Source organism: Chitinophaga sp. CB10, assembly GCA_001870995.2.
Lineage (GTDB): Bacteria > Bacteroidota > Bacteroidia > Chitinophagales > Chitinophagaceae > Chitinophaga.
Window position 1 is genome coordinate 97,577 of record MLAV02000008.1, and the last position, 14,786, is coordinate 112,362.

Annotated in this window: 14 protein-coding genes and 1 tRNA gene; 4 read left to right on the forward strand and 11 right to left on the reverse strand. The window is 48.2% G+C overall.

Going from position 1 to position 14,786, the window contains the following annotated elements:
* Positions 1 to 107 precede the first annotated feature (107 nt).
* Positions 108 to 1,691, forward strand: a complete 1,584-nt coding sequence (locus tag BOC67_RS13210; RefSeq protein ID WP_291910801.1) for a hypothetical protein — start codon at positions 108 to 110, stop codon at positions 1,689 to 1,691.
* A 137-nt stretch (positions 1,692 to 1,828) separates the two neighbouring features.
* On the forward strand, positions 1,829 to 3,730 hold the full coding sequence (locus BOC67_RS13215; RefSeq protein ID WP_291910802.1) for an ABC-F family ATP-binding cassette domain-containing protein: 1,902 nt from the start codon (positions 1,829 to 1,831) through the stop codon (positions 3,728 to 3,730).
* A gap of 87 nt (positions 3,731 to 3,817) precedes the next feature.
* Here BOC67_RS13215 and BOC67_RS13220 read toward each other — a convergent pair whose 3' ends face one another.
* The 3 genes from BOC67_RS13220 to BOC67_RS13230 form a co-directional block, all read right to left on the reverse strand.
* On the reverse strand, positions 3,818 to 4,213 hold the full coding sequence (locus BOC67_RS13220; RefSeq protein WP_291910804.1) for a hypothetical protein: 396 nt from the start codon (positions 4,211 to 4,213) through the stop codon (positions 3,818 to 3,820).
* 488 nt (positions 4,214 to 4,701) lie between these two features.
* Positions 4,702 to 4,773, reverse strand: a tRNA-Arg gene (locus tag BOC67_RS13225).
* A gap of 49 nt (positions 4,774 to 4,822) precedes the next feature.
* Positions 4,823 to 5,389 carry a MarC family protein gene (locus BOC67_RS13230; RefSeq protein WP_073084253.1) on the reverse strand — a complete coding sequence of 189 codons (567 nt, stop codon included), beginning with the start codon at positions 5,387 to 5,389 and terminating at the stop codon, positions 4,823 to 4,825.
* A gap of 48 nt (positions 5,390 to 5,437) precedes the next feature.
* On the opposite strand from BOC67_RS13230, the gene BOC67_RS13235 reads away from it, so the two are divergent.
* A complete protein-coding gene (locus BOC67_RS13235) occupies positions 5,438 to 6,022 on the forward strand; it encodes an XRE family transcriptional regulator (RefSeq protein ID WP_291910805.1) in 585 nt (194 codons plus the stop codon).
* An 85-nt stretch (positions 6,023 to 6,107) separates the two neighbouring features.
* On the forward strand, positions 6,108 to 7,430 hold the full coding sequence (locus BOC67_RS13240; RefSeq protein WP_291910806.1) for a DUF5690 family protein: 1,323 nt from the start codon (positions 6,108 to 6,110) through the stop codon (positions 7,428 to 7,430).
* Positions 7,431 to 7,512: 82 nt separating this feature from the next.
* Here BOC67_RS13240 and tatA read toward each other — a convergent pair whose 3' ends face one another.
* From tatA to BOC67_RS13280, 8 genes are all read right to left on the reverse strand, one after another.
* Positions 7,513 to 7,719: a twin-arginine translocase TatA/TatE family subunit gene (gene tatA, locus BOC67_RS13245; RefSeq protein ID WP_291910807.1), complete on the reverse strand. Its 207-nt coding sequence runs from the start codon at positions 7,717 to 7,719 to the stop codon at positions 7,513 to 7,515.
* 134 nt (positions 7,720 to 7,853) lie between these two features.
* Positions 7,854 to 8,411: an alpha-ribazole phosphatase gene (gene cobC / locus BOC67_RS13250; protein WP_291910808.1), complete on the reverse strand. Its 558-nt coding sequence runs from the start codon at positions 8,409 to 8,411 to the stop codon at positions 7,854 to 7,856.
* Positions 8,396 to 9,172, reverse strand: a complete 777-nt coding sequence (locus tag BOC67_RS13255) for an adenosylcobinamide-GDP ribazoletransferase (protein ID WP_291910809.1) — start codon at positions 9,170 to 9,172, stop codon at positions 8,396 to 8,398. Before BOC67_RS13255 ends, cobC begins: the two co-directional genes overlap by 16 nt.
* Positions 9,169 to 10,200 (reverse strand): nicotinate-nucleotide--dimethylbenzimidazole phosphoribosyltransferase, encoded by a 1,032-nt coding sequence (gene cobT / locus BOC67_RS13260; RefSeq protein WP_291910810.1) that lies wholly within the window; start codon positions 10,198 to 10,200, stop codon positions 9,169 to 9,171. The genes BOC67_RS13255 and cobT overlap by 4 nt, the downstream gene beginning before the upstream one ends.
* Positions 10,201 to 10,202: 2 nt before the next feature.
* The gene (gene cobU, locus BOC67_RS13265) at positions 10,203 to 10,718 is read right to left on the reverse strand and encodes a bifunctional adenosylcobinamide kinase/adenosylcobinamide-phosphate guanylyltransferase (protein ID WP_291910811.1); all 516 of its coding nucleotides are present in this window, start codon (positions 10,716 to 10,718) and stop codon (positions 10,203 to 10,205) included.
* Positions 10,719 to 10,728: 10 nt separating this feature from the next.
* Positions 10,729 to 12,039, reverse strand: a complete 1,311-nt coding sequence (locus BOC67_RS13270; protein ID WP_291910812.1) for a DUF5074 domain-containing protein — start codon at positions 12,037 to 12,039, stop codon at positions 10,729 to 10,731.
* Positions 12,040 to 12,225: 186 nt separating this feature from the next.
* On the reverse strand, positions 12,226 to 12,822 hold the full coding sequence (locus tag BOC67_RS13275) for a DUF6580 family putative transport protein (RefSeq protein WP_291910813.1): 597 nt from the start codon (positions 12,820 to 12,822) through the stop codon (positions 12,226 to 12,228).
* A gap of 16 nt (positions 12,823 to 12,838) precedes the next feature.
* Positions 12,839 to 14,776 carry a TonB-dependent siderophore receptor gene (locus BOC67_RS13280; RefSeq protein WP_291910815.1) on the reverse strand — a complete coding sequence of 646 codons (1,938 nt, stop codon included), beginning with the start codon at positions 14,774 to 14,776 and terminating at the stop codon, positions 12,839 to 12,841.
* Positions 14,777 to 14,786 lie beyond the last annotated feature (10 nt).

Genomic DNA, 14,786 nt, shown 5'->3' on the forward strand with positions numbered 1-14,786 from the left:
CACTAGCCGCATTTATTGAACATTGTTCCGTTTATGCTAGTGATTGTTAAAGTAGTGTTTGTGTAGCCTGGTTAGTGAGCCTGATTATTTGTCTCAAAATTTTATTGATGAAGAACCTCATTAAAGTAGCAGCATTGTTACTGCTTGCTATTACATCTTTTGCCCAAGAGAAACTGCCGGTTGTACTCCCGTACAATTATCAGAATATTCGTGAGTTGTATGTGGACTCTTCCAACCATCATACAGCAATGAGGCCTATTTTGCATGTAGATACCAGTGCCATGTATACAACTAGGGATTCTATTAAAAGAAGTTGGTTCCACCGCAAATTATTTAATGAACACCTGCTGGAGTTCAGAAATAATGAATACAACGTGTTTATCGATTTCCTTCCTGATTTCCAAATTGGTAAAAGCAGACAAGGAGGCCGCACCAATTGGCTGAATTCACGAGGAGCTATCATCCAGGCGAACATAGGGCCAAAATTCTATTTTGAATCCTCTTTTTACGAGAACCAGGGACAGTTTCCTCAGTACTTGCATCAATATATGCTATCCAATGATGTGGTACCAGGGCAGGGGCAGTTAAAGGATTACAACGGTGGCAATACTATCGATTTTAATTATGCGAATGCTCTATTGTCCTACACGCCTAATAAATTTCTGAACATAACAGCGGGATATGGGCAGAATTTTATTGGAGATGGTTATCGATCATTACTTTTATCCGATATCTCATTTAGCTATCCATATTTGAAGCTCACAGCAAATATAGGTTCGGTTCAATATACAGCTATGTGGGCTCAGTTTATGGATAAACGAAGCCGTGATTATGTGTCAGCATACCAGGACCTTGGCTATAACAAAAAATGGGGCGCCTTCCATTTTCTGGACTGGAATGTAAGTAAGAAATTAACTATCGGATTTTTTGATGCAATTATCTGGGCAGATGCTGATTCTACCGGACGTAAGAGAGGCTTTGATTGGAGTTATATGAACCCGATTATATTCCTGCGTTCTGCTGAAATATCAGTCGGTTCTTCAGACAATGCTCTCCTGGGTGCCAGTGCTAAGTATAAGCTATTTCCCAAAACTACCATTTATGGCCAGTTAGCTCTTGACGAATTTAAGCTTAAAGAAGTATTTGGTGGAAATGGATGGTGGGCAAATAAACAATCATGGCAACTTGGATTCAAATCATTTGACTTATTTAATGTGAGAAATCTGGATCTCCAGGGTGAATACAATGCGGTTAGGCCGTACACTTATTCCTTTAGAAGTACATTTGCCAATTATGAACACTATAATCAATCCTTGGCTCATCCGTTGGGAGCTAACTTTTGGGAGGTGCTGGGGATAGCATCCTATAAATATAAAAGGTGGTACGGCAGAGGTGAATTAATGTATTCAAAATATGGTGATGATCCGGACGATGCTACCAATTATGGTCACTACATTAATAAGCCATACACAACCCACGTAAACGATTATGGAAATAAAATCGGACAGGGTATTAAAACTAACCTGTTATACGCACAGGGAACTATTGCTTACGTGCTTAATCCAAAGTATAACCTGAGGATTGAAACATCTCTGGCTGCAAGACGAATAAATGATATGGGAAGAAATACCGATTTAATATTCAGTTTCGGCCTCAGAAGCAGCTTTAGGCAGTTTTACTACGACTTCTAAGAATAGAAAGGAAAATAAACTATAGCCCTTACGAGCCCTCTCGTAAGGGTTTTTTTATCACCGGCAATGGCTACTTCAATCAGGCTTATCACTGGCATTTTACTGGATAATTGAAATTATCCTTATAACTTCGCCCCATGCATTACGTTACAGTTGAAGGACTCACGAAATCCTACGGAACCAAACCACTTTTCCGTAATATTTCCTTTCATATAGAAGAAGGTGATAAAATCGCACTGGTAGCCCTGAACGGCTCCGGTAAATCCACATTACTCAAAATCTTATGCGGAAAAGAAAGCCCCGACGAAGGCAAAGTATGGATCCACAAAGATGTTACAGTGGTCATGCTGGAACAACAAGCCGATTTCGATCTCTCCAAGAATGTATTAGAAAATATCTTCAATCATAGCCACCCCGTCCTCAATGCGATAAAAGAGTACGAACAATTAACCGACGAGGGCAAGGAACCGGATCCGGAAGCGCTGACCACCGCCATTGCCAAAATGGATGAGCTCAATGCCTGGCACTTCGATTCCAAAGTAAAACAGATCCTCGGGAAGCTCAACATTCATCGCCTGGACCAGCCCGTTGGCAGCCTCTCCGGCGGCCAGCAAAAACGGGTAGCCCTGGCAAAAGTCCTCATCGATATTGGATTTGAACACAGGCACGTCCTGCTGATTATGGATGAACCTACCAACCACCTGGATGTGTCTATGATTGAATGGCTGGAAAACTACCTCGACCAGGAAAAAGTAACCCTTTTGCTTGTTACGCACGACAGGTATTTCCTCGACAGCGTATGTAACGAAATCATGGAGCTGGACCAGGAGCAGCTGTTTATCTACAAAGGTGATTACGAGAACTACCTGGAAAAGAAAGCGGCCCGCGAAGAAAGTGATAAAGCCTCCGTGGAAAAAGCCCGTAACCTGTATCGCAAAGAACTGGAATGGATGCGCAAACAGCCAAAGGCGCGTACCACAAAATCTAAAGCCCGCCAGGATGCTTTCTACGACGTAAAAGAAAAAGCGACTACCCGTATCCAGGATCAGCAGCTGGAATTGAATGTGAAAATGACCCGGCTGGGTGGCAAAATCCTGGAGCTGAAAAAAGTGTACAAGTCCTATGGCGATCTTACCATCCTCAAAGGCTTTGATTATACCTTCAAAAAAGGAGAGCGTGTAGGCGTGGTGGGTAAAAATGGGGTAGGTAAGTCTACCTTCATCAATATGCTCCTGGGTAAAGAACAACCAGACTCCGGCAAGATCAATGTAGGAGAAACCATTGTTTTCGGCGATTACAGCCAGGAAGGCTTAAAGATCAAAGAAGACATGCGGGTAATCGAGTTCGTCAAAAATATCGCAGAAAATTTCCCGCTGGCCGATGGAACAAAAGTAAGCGCAGCGCAATTCCTGGAATTATTCCTTTTTCCGCCGGAAAAGCAATACACCTACATTTCCAAGCTCAGCGGAGGTGAAAAACGCCGCCTGCATTTACTCTCTATACTTTTCAGAAACCCGAACTTCCTGGTATTGGATGAGCCTACAAATGACCTGGACCTGCCCACACTCAGCATCCTGGAGTCATTCCTGCAGGAATACCAGGGATGTATTATCATCGTGAGCCACGACCGCTACTTCATGGATAAACTGGTAGACCACCTTTTTGTGTTTGAAGGCCAGGGGCATATACGGGATTATCCAGGTAACTATACCCAATACAGGGAATGGGAAAGAGAGGAAGAAAGAAAGAAGGCACAGGCCCAGAAAGAAGAGAAACCAGTAGCCGCTGCCATTAGTACTGCCCCCTCAGCCGCAGAAAAGCCCAGGAAGATGTCTTTCAAAGAAAGACGTGAATTTGAAACCCTGGAAAAAGAGATCGAAAAGCTGGAAGCAGAAAAAGCTGAAATTGAAAATGCATTGTCCAGTGGCGATCTTGCATTTGAAAAAATAGAACCGCTCACTACAAGAATGGGCGAAATCCTGCAGCTGCTTGATGAGAAAGGAATGAGGTGGCTGGAACTAAGCGAAATTGAAGGCTAGTTAGCCGCTGGCTTATATAAAATGCTAAGTTTAAATACCCCTGACTATGCTTAAGTCAGGGGTATTTGTTAAATGGTGGTTCAGATGCTATCCATTCTGCACAATATCACTATGCACAGGGTAAGAAGCTGAATGGCCCGTTGGTAGCATGATCAGATTGTTACCGTCTAGCCTGGCAATTATCACATTCGCTTTGTTAATGTCATCTTTATTCCAATGAAAACCTCGCTTCCCAAAGAATAAACAATGAATAACAGTGCCATTTTCCGTCTTTTTCATGTTTTTGCCTTCAGCGGCAAAGAGCGCAATTCTTTCCCCCTCTTTGACCATTAATTCCGGAAAGTGATAAAAATACCCGGCGCCATGACCACGCTTAGTTGTCCTGAATTTGATGAGAAGCATATTCTCATTCAGATTATGGTCTTCCTGTGCCAACAGGAGAATAAAGGCCGGCTGCCTTCTCTGTTTTAAAAGTCTCAGCATTTGTTCTGTATTTATAAATATCTTTTGCGTGGTTAGCGCAAATCTTTTCAGCAGATGATTTGATGGAGTCCTGTTATTTTGAAGTTTAGTGCCATTGTACCCAATAGCTTAGGGTATAGGATGGTTTTTGCAATATCTTTACAAAGGGTTCCATCTAACATATAACTGCTCATCTGATGGAATGGTACCAGAAATAAACAATTCGTTAACAAAATTGTACAGAAACTCTCCTTTTGATAGGAATTTTATCAGCTGGGGCAGGGGAAAGGGCACATGAAGGCCGGATTATTACGCAGACCTAAAGGCCAGGTATGGCAAGCAATGGCATTAAGTCTAGCCCTATTGGCATACGGCCAGACTATTACGCAGACCTAGGGGCCAGACATAGCAAGCAATGACATTAATCCTAACCCTCTCGCGCACACGATACCCTTAAAAACAAAACCGCCTGATTCCAGCAAACTGAAACCAGACGGTTTATTTCGTTGTAGCCTCGCCAAGAATCGAACTTGGATCTGGAGCTTCGGAAACTCTTATACTATCCATTGTACTACGAGGCCATTAAGGGACGGCAAATCTACATTTTATCTCTTATAATCCCAAATTACATTATAGATTGATATTCGCTTTGAAAATTTTTACCGCTATCGCCAGCAATATCACCCCGAAAAATTTCCGGATCACCATCAGCCCCGCCTTACCCAGCAAGCGTTCTATATAACTCAGGGACCGCAGCACAATATACACCAGCGTGAGGTTTAATACAATGCCCGCCAGGATGTTGGCCTCGTCAAAGTTGGCTTTGAGCGACATAATCGTGGTCAAAGTCCCCGAACCCGCCACCAGCGGGAAGGCTATCGGCACTATGCTACCCGCTTTCGCATCCTTTTCACTCTTGAAAAGTTCAATGCCCAGGATCATCTCCAGGCCGATCACAAAAATCACAATGGAACCCGCTACCGCAAAGGAATGTACATCCACGCTCATCAACCGCAGAAACGGCTCCCCCGCCAGCAGGAACAAAATCATCAGCACCCCCGAAGCCAGGGTAGCCTTGCCGGCGTCTATATGCCCCAGCTTTTCCTTCAGGGAAACCAGGATAGGAATAGACCCCAGGATATCAATCACCGCAAATAATGTAAAGGTAATGGTCAGAATTTGGCCGAAATTAAACATCGCGCTTAATTTATGTTCCCGTAAAGATAGAGAGTTATATTTGTAATCATGACAGAAGATATCATTATACAGATCAGCAATAAAATCAAAGAAAAACGCAAGGCTAAAGGTATCACCATCCAGGAGCTGGCCGATAAGGCCGACGTGAGCAAAGGGCTCATCTCCCAGATAGAAAATAACCGCACCGTGCCCTCCCTGCTGGTGCTGATCAATATCATCCGCGCCCTCAACCTGGATATGAACGAGTTCTTCAACGAAATCGATCAGCAAAACCAGGGCGCTAAAGTCATCGTAAAAAAGAAAGACGAATACGCACCTTTCGAAAAAGAACCCGCCAAAGGCTTCAACTATAAACGGGTGCTCACAAAAAATATTAAAAATTTCCCGGTAGATATTGTTCTCCTCGAACTCAAAAAAGGCGCCCGCCGCTCCCAGCTCGTTAAAACCGATGCCTATGAATATAAATACATCGTTAAAGGTAAAGTCGAATACCTGATCGATAACGAAAAATACCTGCTCGAAACCGGCGATTCCCTCTTCTTCGATGGCCGCCTGGGCCACAAACCCGCAAACATTGGCGAGGAAGACGCCCTCATCCTCGTCGTCTACTTCTTCATTGATGCTGAAAAATAAGGTTTAATTATACTTAACATTAAGTTTAGTTATGCTTAACATTGAGTTCACATTGTATCTCCACCTTTGGAGAAACAGTGAATGAATGTTAGCTATTCCATGGATGCAGCAGCGGCTGCAAAAGGCCGGTACCGTCACCTTTTCCTTGTATGCCGCCCTGGTGGCCTTTGGTACTTATACCTGTATGTACGCCTTCAGGAAGCCCTTTACAGCAGCCATCTTTGAGGGGCAAACCTTCCTCGGGATAGACTATAAAATCTGGCTGGTGATGACACAAACCATCGGCTACGCCTGCAGCAAGTTTTACGGTATCAGGTTCATCTCGGAAATGAAAGGCGCTAACCGCGCCCGAAACATCATCCTGCTAATCCTCCTGTCCTGGATTTCCCTGCTGCTATTTGCCCTTATTCCACCGCCCTGTAATATACCCTTCCTGTTCCTCAACGGCTTCCCCCTGGGCATGATCTGGGGGCTGGTGTTCAGCTACCTCGAAGGCCGCCGCGCTACCGAGTTTATGGGCGCCGTACTCAGCATCAGTTTTATCTTCTCTTCGGGATTCGTAAAATCTGTTGGTAAAATGACTATCCTCCACTGGGGCACAACAGAGCGATGGATGCCCTTTGTAACCGGCCTTGTATTCATTGTCCCCATTCTTATATTCATCCTGCTGCTGGAGCAGATACCGCCACCCTCTGCGGAAGATGTGGCGCTGCGCACCAAACGCGCGCCAATGGACAGGCAGGAACGCAAAAAGTTCCTCCGGACATTTCTGCCCGGGCTGGTACTGCTTATCGTTAGTTATGTGATGCTGACCGTACTGCGGGATATGCGCGACAACTTTGCGGCCGACATCTGGAAGGACCTCGGTTATGGCTCCGCCTCCGCCATCTTTACACAAACGGAAATCCCCGTTTCCATTGCCATCGTACTCATCATGAGCCTGCTCGTATTTGTTAAAAACAACTACAAAGCCTTTATGCTCAACCACCTGATCGTAGTGCTGGGCTTCAGTATCACCCTGTTTAGCACACTGCTATTCCGGGCCCACCTGCTTAATCCCGTCTGGTGGATGACCCTCACAGGCCTGGGCCTCTATATGGGATATATCCCCTTCAACTGCATATTCTTTGAGCGACTCATAGCCGTATTCAAATACGTCAGCAACGTGGGTTTTATCATCTATGTGGCGGATTCTTTCGGCTACCTGGGCAGCGTGGTAATCATGCTGGTAAAAAACTTTTACAGCCTCTCCCTCTCCTGGAGCCGGTTTTTTATGGATGCAGTATTAGGTACAAGCCTGCTGGGAATTGTGATCATGTTGGCTTCTTCCTGGTACTTCAGGAAAAAATTCCTCACCATGAATGATACACATGAGCCTGTTGTAAATGGGGAAGTGCAGATGGCCTGACCAGGACCCGGGTAAAAAACAAAAAGGTAAATCGTGATGGTTGCATGCACGATTTACCTTTTTTATTGGAAGGTAATAAATACTATTCTTTGTTTTCAGCAGCTGGTTTTTTACCTGGCTGATCTTTCGCATCTTTGAACTCGCGGATGCCGCTGCCCAAACCACGCATCAATTCAGGAATTTTCTTACCACCAAACAATAACAGAATTACCAGCGCAATCAGCAGTATTTCTTTTATACCAATCTCCTGCAAGAACAAGAAAGGAATATTCAAGATTGATGTTGTCATTATAAACAGGTTTTAATGTGTTCTTTTATTTTTTTACTATCAAACTTCACATAAAGTTAGCACGAAATCCGGTTTTTTCAGGATTTTGCCAGTTTATTTCGTGTAATAAGTTTAATTTGTTGGGAGAGATTTATTTACGCATTGAAAAAAAGTATATTTAACACCCCATTTTTCGCCTCAAGGCATGCCAGCCTGCCATATTCCGTTCTTCTTTCGAACGATTCCTCCAGAGGGGTGTTCGTGGCATGAGCAAGCAAAGCCCGGATGATACCGCTATGCGTCACCAACACGGCATCCCTGCCCCTGGCAATCACCTCGTTCAGCATGCTCACCGCGCGGTCGTACAAATCCTGGTAGCTTTCCCCGTTGGGTACCCGCACATACACGAAATCTTCCATCCACTTTTGCAGGGCATCAGGCCCCAGATCGTCCCAGCGCTGCATTTCCCAGTCGCCGAAATTCAACTCCTTTAAGCGTTCGTCCGTAGTAAAGGTATGACCAAACAGGTAGGTAGCCAGCTTACTGCACCGCTGTAACGGGCTGGCATATACGTCCATTGGTTTATCCGGCAGCAGCCCCTTCACACGGGCAGCTTCCGTTTCAAAAGTTGGCGCCACATCAATGTCCGCAAAGCCATAACAAATCCCGCGTTCCACGGCCGGCGTAGTGTGCCGGATCAGGTATATTTCCATGCCAGAATACAAAAACACAAATATATAACGGATTCGGAAACCTGCTGCACCGCCCCAAGGCAGTCGCCGGTGTATCCGCCAATCCATTTTTTCATGAGCCGCCCCATATACAGCCTCGCCATCAGCACCGCCAGCAACGTGATCAACAGGGCGTAATTCTGCAGGTAAAGGGTTACCGCCACAAAGGGCAGCAGTCCAAAAATACCGGCTATAATCAGCTCCTCCGTGCTGATGCCTTTGGCAATTGGTTTGGATTTACTCAGCTCGTCCTCCCGGACATACTGTTGGGTGTAAATAACCGTAACGGCGGTAAACCGGCTCAATGGCTGCGCCGCCACTACCGCCAGCATCATCGTATGTACCGGAAGGCTCATCAGCGATACCAGCTTGGAGGCCATCAGGAGCAATAACCCCAGCATGCCGTAGGTGCCAATGCGACTATCCTTCATAATTTCGAGGATGCGCTCCTTCGTCCACCCGCCGCCAAAGCCATCGCACATATCCGCAAACCCATCCTCATGAAACGCCCCCGTTGCCCATACGCTCACGCATATCGCCAGCAGCACCGTGAGCGGCCGCGGGGCAATATCTCCAAAAGCCCATATCACAGCCAGCATAAACAGCCCCACGACCCAGCCCACCAGCGGCAGGTATTTCGTAGCCCTGTTCAGCATTTCAGGGCCATATGGCGCCTTAACGGTAACGGGTAAACGGGTATAGAACATGACAGCCGTCAGAAATAGTTGCCACTGCTCTCTCATATAGTACGATTTGAAACCTGAGCACTATTGAAACTGGCCATATCATTGAGGAAGGCTACCGCCTGCTGTATCAGCGGGATGGCCAGCGCCGCCCCGGTACCTTCGCCCAGGCGCATATCCAGCTGCAACAAAGGAGAAGCGTTGAGGTGCTGCAGCATCGCCCGGTGGCCCTGCTCGTCCGAGCAATGCGCAAATACGCAATAGCCGGTCACTTCCGGGTGCATGGCCGCCGCCGCAAGCAGCGCCGCGGAAACGATGAACCCATCGATCACAATCATCATCTTCAGCTCCGCCGCTTTAATAATAGCGCCGCATATCATCGCAATTTCAAATCCGCCAAAAGTAGCCAGCGCCTGCAGGGGCGAGTTAGGCCTGGGGTGGAAGGCTTGTGCCTTACGCAATACGGCTTTCTTCTGTTCCAGCTGCTGGGCGTTCGACCCCGTTCCTGCCCCGATGCACTGATCAATGGCAGTACCCGTGAAATAACTCATCAGTAACGCGGCAGCTGACGTATTACCAATTCCCATCTCCCCAAAACCTATAATATTACAACCCTCCCCATGCAGAGCCGCCACCTCTTCGCCACCGGCCGTCATAGCCAGCCTGCACTGATCGAGCGACATCGCCGGCTGATGCAGGTAGTTGGCTGTGCCCATCGCAATCTTGCGGTCGCGCAACAGCGGGTGCGCCGGGAAAGGGTGGTTCACGCCTGCATCTACTATGCGGAGTTCCAGCTGCTGGCGCCGGCAAAACACATTGATGGCCGCGCCACCGTTCAGGAAATTATAGACCATCTGCGCCGTTACGGCCTGCGGAAAAGGGTTTACCAGTCCTTCCGCCGCTATCCCATGATCCCCGGCAAATACAACAATGGCAGGTTTGCGCAGTACCGGCGTTAACGTTTCCTGTATCAGGCCGGCCTGTAATGCCACCTGCTCCAGCTTCCCCAGGGAGCCGGGCGGTTTGGTCTTCTGATCTATTTTTTCCTGTAATGCTTCTCTCAGCAAAGTTGATACGGGTGTAATCATCGTTATTTCTCCTCTTTTTTAATCACAACGGGAATGCCGGCAACCATCAGGATAACGGTGTCGGCTATACGGGCTATGTACTGGTTTGTCCATCCCTGCAGGTCCGCAAAGTGGCGGGCCGCTTCGGTTTCCCCATGGATGCCCATCCCTATTTCATTGGTTACTATTATAAAGGTCCCTGCTTTCTGGCGCAGGGCGTCAATCTCTTCCTGAATAGCGCTCAGGCTGGCAGAAGTGTGATGGCCGGTTTCTTCAAAGATATTGGTGAGCCATAGGGTTATACAGTCTATAACAACGGTGTGCCCGTCCAGGGGCAGTTTGCTTACATGACGCTCTTCTTCATAATTGATCCAGGCGGCGCTCCGATCGGCCTTATGCCGCTCTACCCGTTGCTTAAAATCCTCGTCCCATATGCGGGCGGTGGCAACGTAAACCGGGTGTGCGCTTTGCGACAATGCCAGATCCTGTGCATAACGGCTTTTTCCGGACCTGACGCCGCCTGTGATCAGTATTATCATGCTGTATGAATTAGTTGGATACCGGCATCGACGGGAAGTATAAACCAGGATAATTGATGGTTTTCTTCAGCGTACCGTTCACCGCGTTATAAATCAACAGGGAGTTGGATTGATAATCGGATGTCAGCGCCGTCACGATCAGCGTGGTATCTCTTGAATTATATCTTACACCGGCGCCGTAAAGGATCCTGTTGTCAGGCAGCTTCACCAGCGGGGTCGTTAATGTAGTATCTATGCCGGGTACGAATTTGTAAATCTTGGTACCGCTGCCATATGCATCCGTTTCGCTGAAATAAACAGCATTCTCATACTTAGCGGCAGAGAGGGAACCTGCGTTCCAGTAACCCCAGCTATCATAAATATTCACCGGGATGGCGTAGGTTTTCACCTCCAGCGTTCCCTCATTGATAGCGTACAGGTTTTTGCCGGCCGCTGCCCAGATGTGGCCATCCTGGCTTCTCGCAAAGCCCACATCCGCTTTTACGGACTTCTTCACGATGCTGAAATCGCTGGCATTCAGTACTATCACCCCATCCGTTTGAGACAATACAAACACATAATTGTTGGATTTGATGATACCGCCGGTTTGCCCGGTAATACCCGCTACTTTAGCGCCCAGGGTCAGGGTTTGGAGGTTGATGACATACACCCCGTCCGCCGTGGTAACGAGGCCGCGGCTGTTGTCAATGCCGCAGAACGCACGGCCATCTGCCGGCAGGCTTGCGATGCGCCCCGTCTCCTTCAGCGTATTGGCATCTGCCGCCACAAAGGCGCCCTGCTTGGATACCATGTACAGCTTGCCGCTAAACAGCTGGCCGTACTGCGAAGTTGTACCCAGCGTTTTACCAGGGTTCAGCCGGGCAAAGATGTTGGTCATCACGGTGTCCTCGCCGTTACGGTAGAAGCTCAGGCTGCCGGGGGCAGGGAAGGAGCCTTCATTGAGAATATAATAACCAAACTCGTATGGCGCAAATACTTTAATACGATAGTAATAACCGGTGAGGGAGTTACCGGCAAATGCCTTGAAAGAGATGGTATAATCCCCGTTGGCAGTAGGTTTAAACACAAAGAAGGAATCAGTGCTGGCCTCCACGCCGTTTACCAACCATTGATAGCTCGGTTTGCCGGCAATGTTTCCTAAGGTCGGCGCTATTTTCAGCGAATCACCCAGGTAAATAGTATCCAATCCGTTTGTAACTCCCGGGTTAGTCACCGATGGGGTGGTGATACCCGCCTCATTCTTCTGGCAGGCAGTCATTCCAATGCTGAGCGCTGCTGCCAGGGCAAGTGAAACCTGAAGGGAGCGTGAAAATTTACGCATGTGCTATTGATTTGTTTTGATAGTCCTTGTTTGTATGTCGTTTCATACGCTCATACATTGTGCTATTGACAGATGGTTGCTGAATGCAGTATATAGGGAAGGCCCTAAAATAATTTAGAGATTCCAGAGTGCATAACCGGAGCCCTGCACTCAAAAATCTCTAAATTAAAATATTATGTGATGGAATTAGTGCGCAGCACGGAGTTTTTTGCCTTGTACCAGTACCAGGCCGCCAAAAAAGACAGCAGCATAGATAACAGTACCTGCCAGGAAGAAGCGCATGTAAGGGATCGCCTGCGCATAGCAGCTGATCAGGCCCGCCGCATCCTTCGTATAAGGCTTGCCGGTAGTCATATCCCAGCCGCCGCTGACACATACGCCGAAGTCGGACACCAGCCAGTGGATCACCGCCGCCGCTACTGAAGCCAGCAGGATGTTGCCCACCGCCGCTTTCTTAATCATTAACTGACCTGCCAGCACAATCAGGATGAAGCTGGCATAGTTCCACACCCAGCCGCTGTACAGCAGCCCTTGTGCAAACTCTTTTTTGAAGAACTGCATCAGTACCACATCACTCAGGAAAAGCGCCAGCAATGGAAATACATAAGCTTTCCACTTTTGCTGGAAAGTAGCACCACCAAATAAAGCCATCGCTCCTACAGGAGTAAACATAGCAATGGGAGACATGCTGGCATCGGCTCCCAACACAACCCTGATTACGCCTGCCGCCAGGATAAACAGCAGCAGCACGCCAAATTGTGGATTAAGATTCTTTAAAGACATATGCTGGTATTAGAATTTATAAGTTAAGAATTATACCCGTATTAAAGTTAAACCTCCGGGAGTTATAGCCGGTAATATCAAAATATTTTATATCTGTAATATTCCTGAACTGCCCGAAAATTTTCAGCAAGTTACCAAATTTATATTCACCGTAGAGGTCCAGGGTGTAATAATCTCCCATGCGGTTGCTCGATTCCCAACGCTGGCCTACATAGCGGTAGGTAGCGGCCGCATAAAAACCGGGCGTAACCTGGTAGCCCAGGGTAGCATTGACGGCATTCCGCGGGATGCGGTAGAGGTTATAGTAAGAGGTGTCCTTACCATTCTGGGAAGTCTTGATCCGCCCGTCAGTATAAGCGTAATTCACCGCCAGGTTCAGCCCTTTGGTAATTTCCACATCCGCTTCCAGCTCGCCGCCATAGGCTTCCTGCTTATCCGCGTTGCGGTACTGGCTCATGAAGGTTACCGGGTCAAACCAGAAGATGACCAGGTCCTTTGTGTGCCGGTAAAAGCCCGTGGCGCGCACGTTTACATGGTGTAAGCCCAGTTGGTAGCCCGCTTCATAGCTGGTGGTTACCTCCGGCTTCAGCGCGCTGTTGCCATACGCCGGGAAGTATAGCTGGTAAAGGGAGGGCGCCTTATACCCCGAGGAAACGTTCAGGAATAGTTTGTGCTGATCGTTGATCAGGTAAGACGGGTTGATGCTGAAGGTCGCATTATTACCATACAGGCTATGGTGGTTATACCGCCCGCCGGCATCCAGGTTGAAGCCGGACATGTTGTGCAGCAGCACGGAAGCATACGCGCTGACCTGGTTGCTTTTCGCTGAATCCGCCGGGATGTTGGTAATGACCGGCGCCGTGAACGTGGTGGAATTCATGACCAGGTAGTCATTTTGCTGCATGGTGCTGCGCGTAAAGGCTGCGCCGCCGATCAGCCGTACCTGCCCGGTGAGGTCCAGGTTCACAAAGCTTTCCGCCTGGTGTATAATAGAGCGGAATGTGGTATTGTCGTATTTGGCGTACCCCGTAGGAGTAACGTAATTGGAGTCGTTCAGGATATTGCGGTTGGTTTGCTGGAAGCTGTACAGCATGTGCCAGGTCCCTTTCGGGAATTGATAGGCGCTATGGAAGCCGTGCAGCTGGTAGCGGGATTTACCATTGTAATCCTTATCGTCTGTAAACGAAAATTCGTCCAGCGCATGGTGGTAATCATTGAAGTTGAAGAGGTATTGCAGGTTCCAGCGCTTCCCCGCATCGAGGCCGAATTTGGCAAACACGGCATGCTGGCGGAATCCGTCCTTGTCGAAGCCCGCTTTGCCGGTGGAGTCATACGCATCGGAAAGGCCATCCGTTTTTTCGTAGCGGTAGCCTGCCAGGTAGGAAAATATGTTTACCTGGCCATGAATGCTGGCATGGGCCTGCTTATCATTATAGCTGCCATAACCGAGGCCGGCGGTGACGCCTGTTTTTTTACTGCTGCCTTTGCGGGTGATGATGTTGATCACGCCGGCTTCGGCATTGGAGCCGTACAGGGTACTCTGGCTGCCCCGGAGGATTTCAATGCGCTCTACGAGTTCCGCCGGGATGAAGTTCAGATCGAAGCTGTTGGGGATGGAAGTAGCATCGCTCACGGGCTGCCCGTCAATCATGATCAGCGTATTGCCATTGGAAGAGCCGCGCATGTACACTTCCGGTACGGTGCCGGCGGTGTTGTTACTGCCGTTGACGATCAGTCCTGCCTGCTCGTTGAGGATCGCGGCTACTGACTTCCCGCTGTTCCGCTCCAGGTATCCGCGGGATAAAATGGTGACTACCTTACCGGTTTCGCTGGCCTTCTGCGGGCCTTTGGTGGCGGTAACGGTAACGCCGGAAAGGTGGCTGACGCGGCTGGAATCCTGTGCCATGGCTGGCAGGGCGGCCGCAAGGATAATGGTTGAAATAGTTGCTCTCAAAATATACGGT

What these genes read in the sequence shown, in the direction of transcription:
- BOC67_RS13210 (WP_291910801.1), top strand. Translation starts at nt 108, where the DNA reads ATGAAGAACCTCATTAAAGTAGCAGCATTGTTACTGCTTGCTATTACA.
- BOC67_RS13215 (WP_291910802.1), top strand. Translation starts at nt 1,829, where the DNA reads ATGCATTACGTTACAGTTGAAGGACTCACGAAATCCTACGGAACCAAA.
- BOC67_RS13220 (WP_291910804.1), bottom strand. Translation starts at nt 4,213, where the DNA reads ATGCTGAGACTTTTAAAACAGAGAAGGCAGCCGGCCTTTATTCTCCTG.
- BOC67_RS13230 (WP_073084253.1), bottom strand. Translation starts at nt 5,389, where the DNA reads ATGTTTAATTTCGGCCAAATTCTGACCATTACCTTTACATTATTTGCG.
- BOC67_RS13235 (WP_291910805.1), top strand. Translation starts at nt 5,438, where the DNA reads ATGACAGAAGATATCATTATACAGATCAGCAATAAAATCAAAGAAAAA.
- BOC67_RS13240 (WP_291910806.1), top strand. Translation starts at nt 6,108, where the DNA reads ATGTTAGCTATTCCATGGATGCAGCAGCGGCTGCAAAAGGCCGGTACC.
- tatA (WP_291910807.1), bottom strand. Translation starts at nt 7,719, where the DNA reads ATGACAACATCAATCTTGAATATTCCTTTCTTGTTCTTGCAGGAGATT.
- cobC (WP_291910808.1), bottom strand. Translation starts at nt 8,411, where the DNA reads ATGGAAATATACCTGATCCGGCACACTACGCCGGCCGTGGAACGCGGG.
- BOC67_RS13255 (WP_291910809.1), bottom strand. Translation starts at nt 9,172, where the DNA reads ATGAGAGAGCAGTGGCAACTATTTCTGACGGCTGTCATGTTCTATACC.
- cobT (WP_291910810.1), bottom strand. Translation starts at nt 10,200, where the DNA reads ATGATTACACCCGTATCAACTTTGCTGAGAGAAGCATTACAGGAAAAA.
- cobU (WP_291910811.1), bottom strand. Translation starts at nt 10,718, where the DNA reads ATGATAATACTGATCACAGGCGGCGTCAGGTCCGGAAAAAGCCGTTAT.
- BOC67_RS13270 (WP_291910812.1), bottom strand. Translation starts at nt 12,039, where the DNA reads ATGCGTAAATTTTCACGCTCCCTTCAGGTTTCACTTGCCCTGGCAGCA.
- BOC67_RS13275 (WP_291910813.1), bottom strand. Translation starts at nt 12,822, where the DNA reads ATGTCTTTAAAGAATCTTAATCCACAATTTGGCGTGCTGCTGCTGTTT.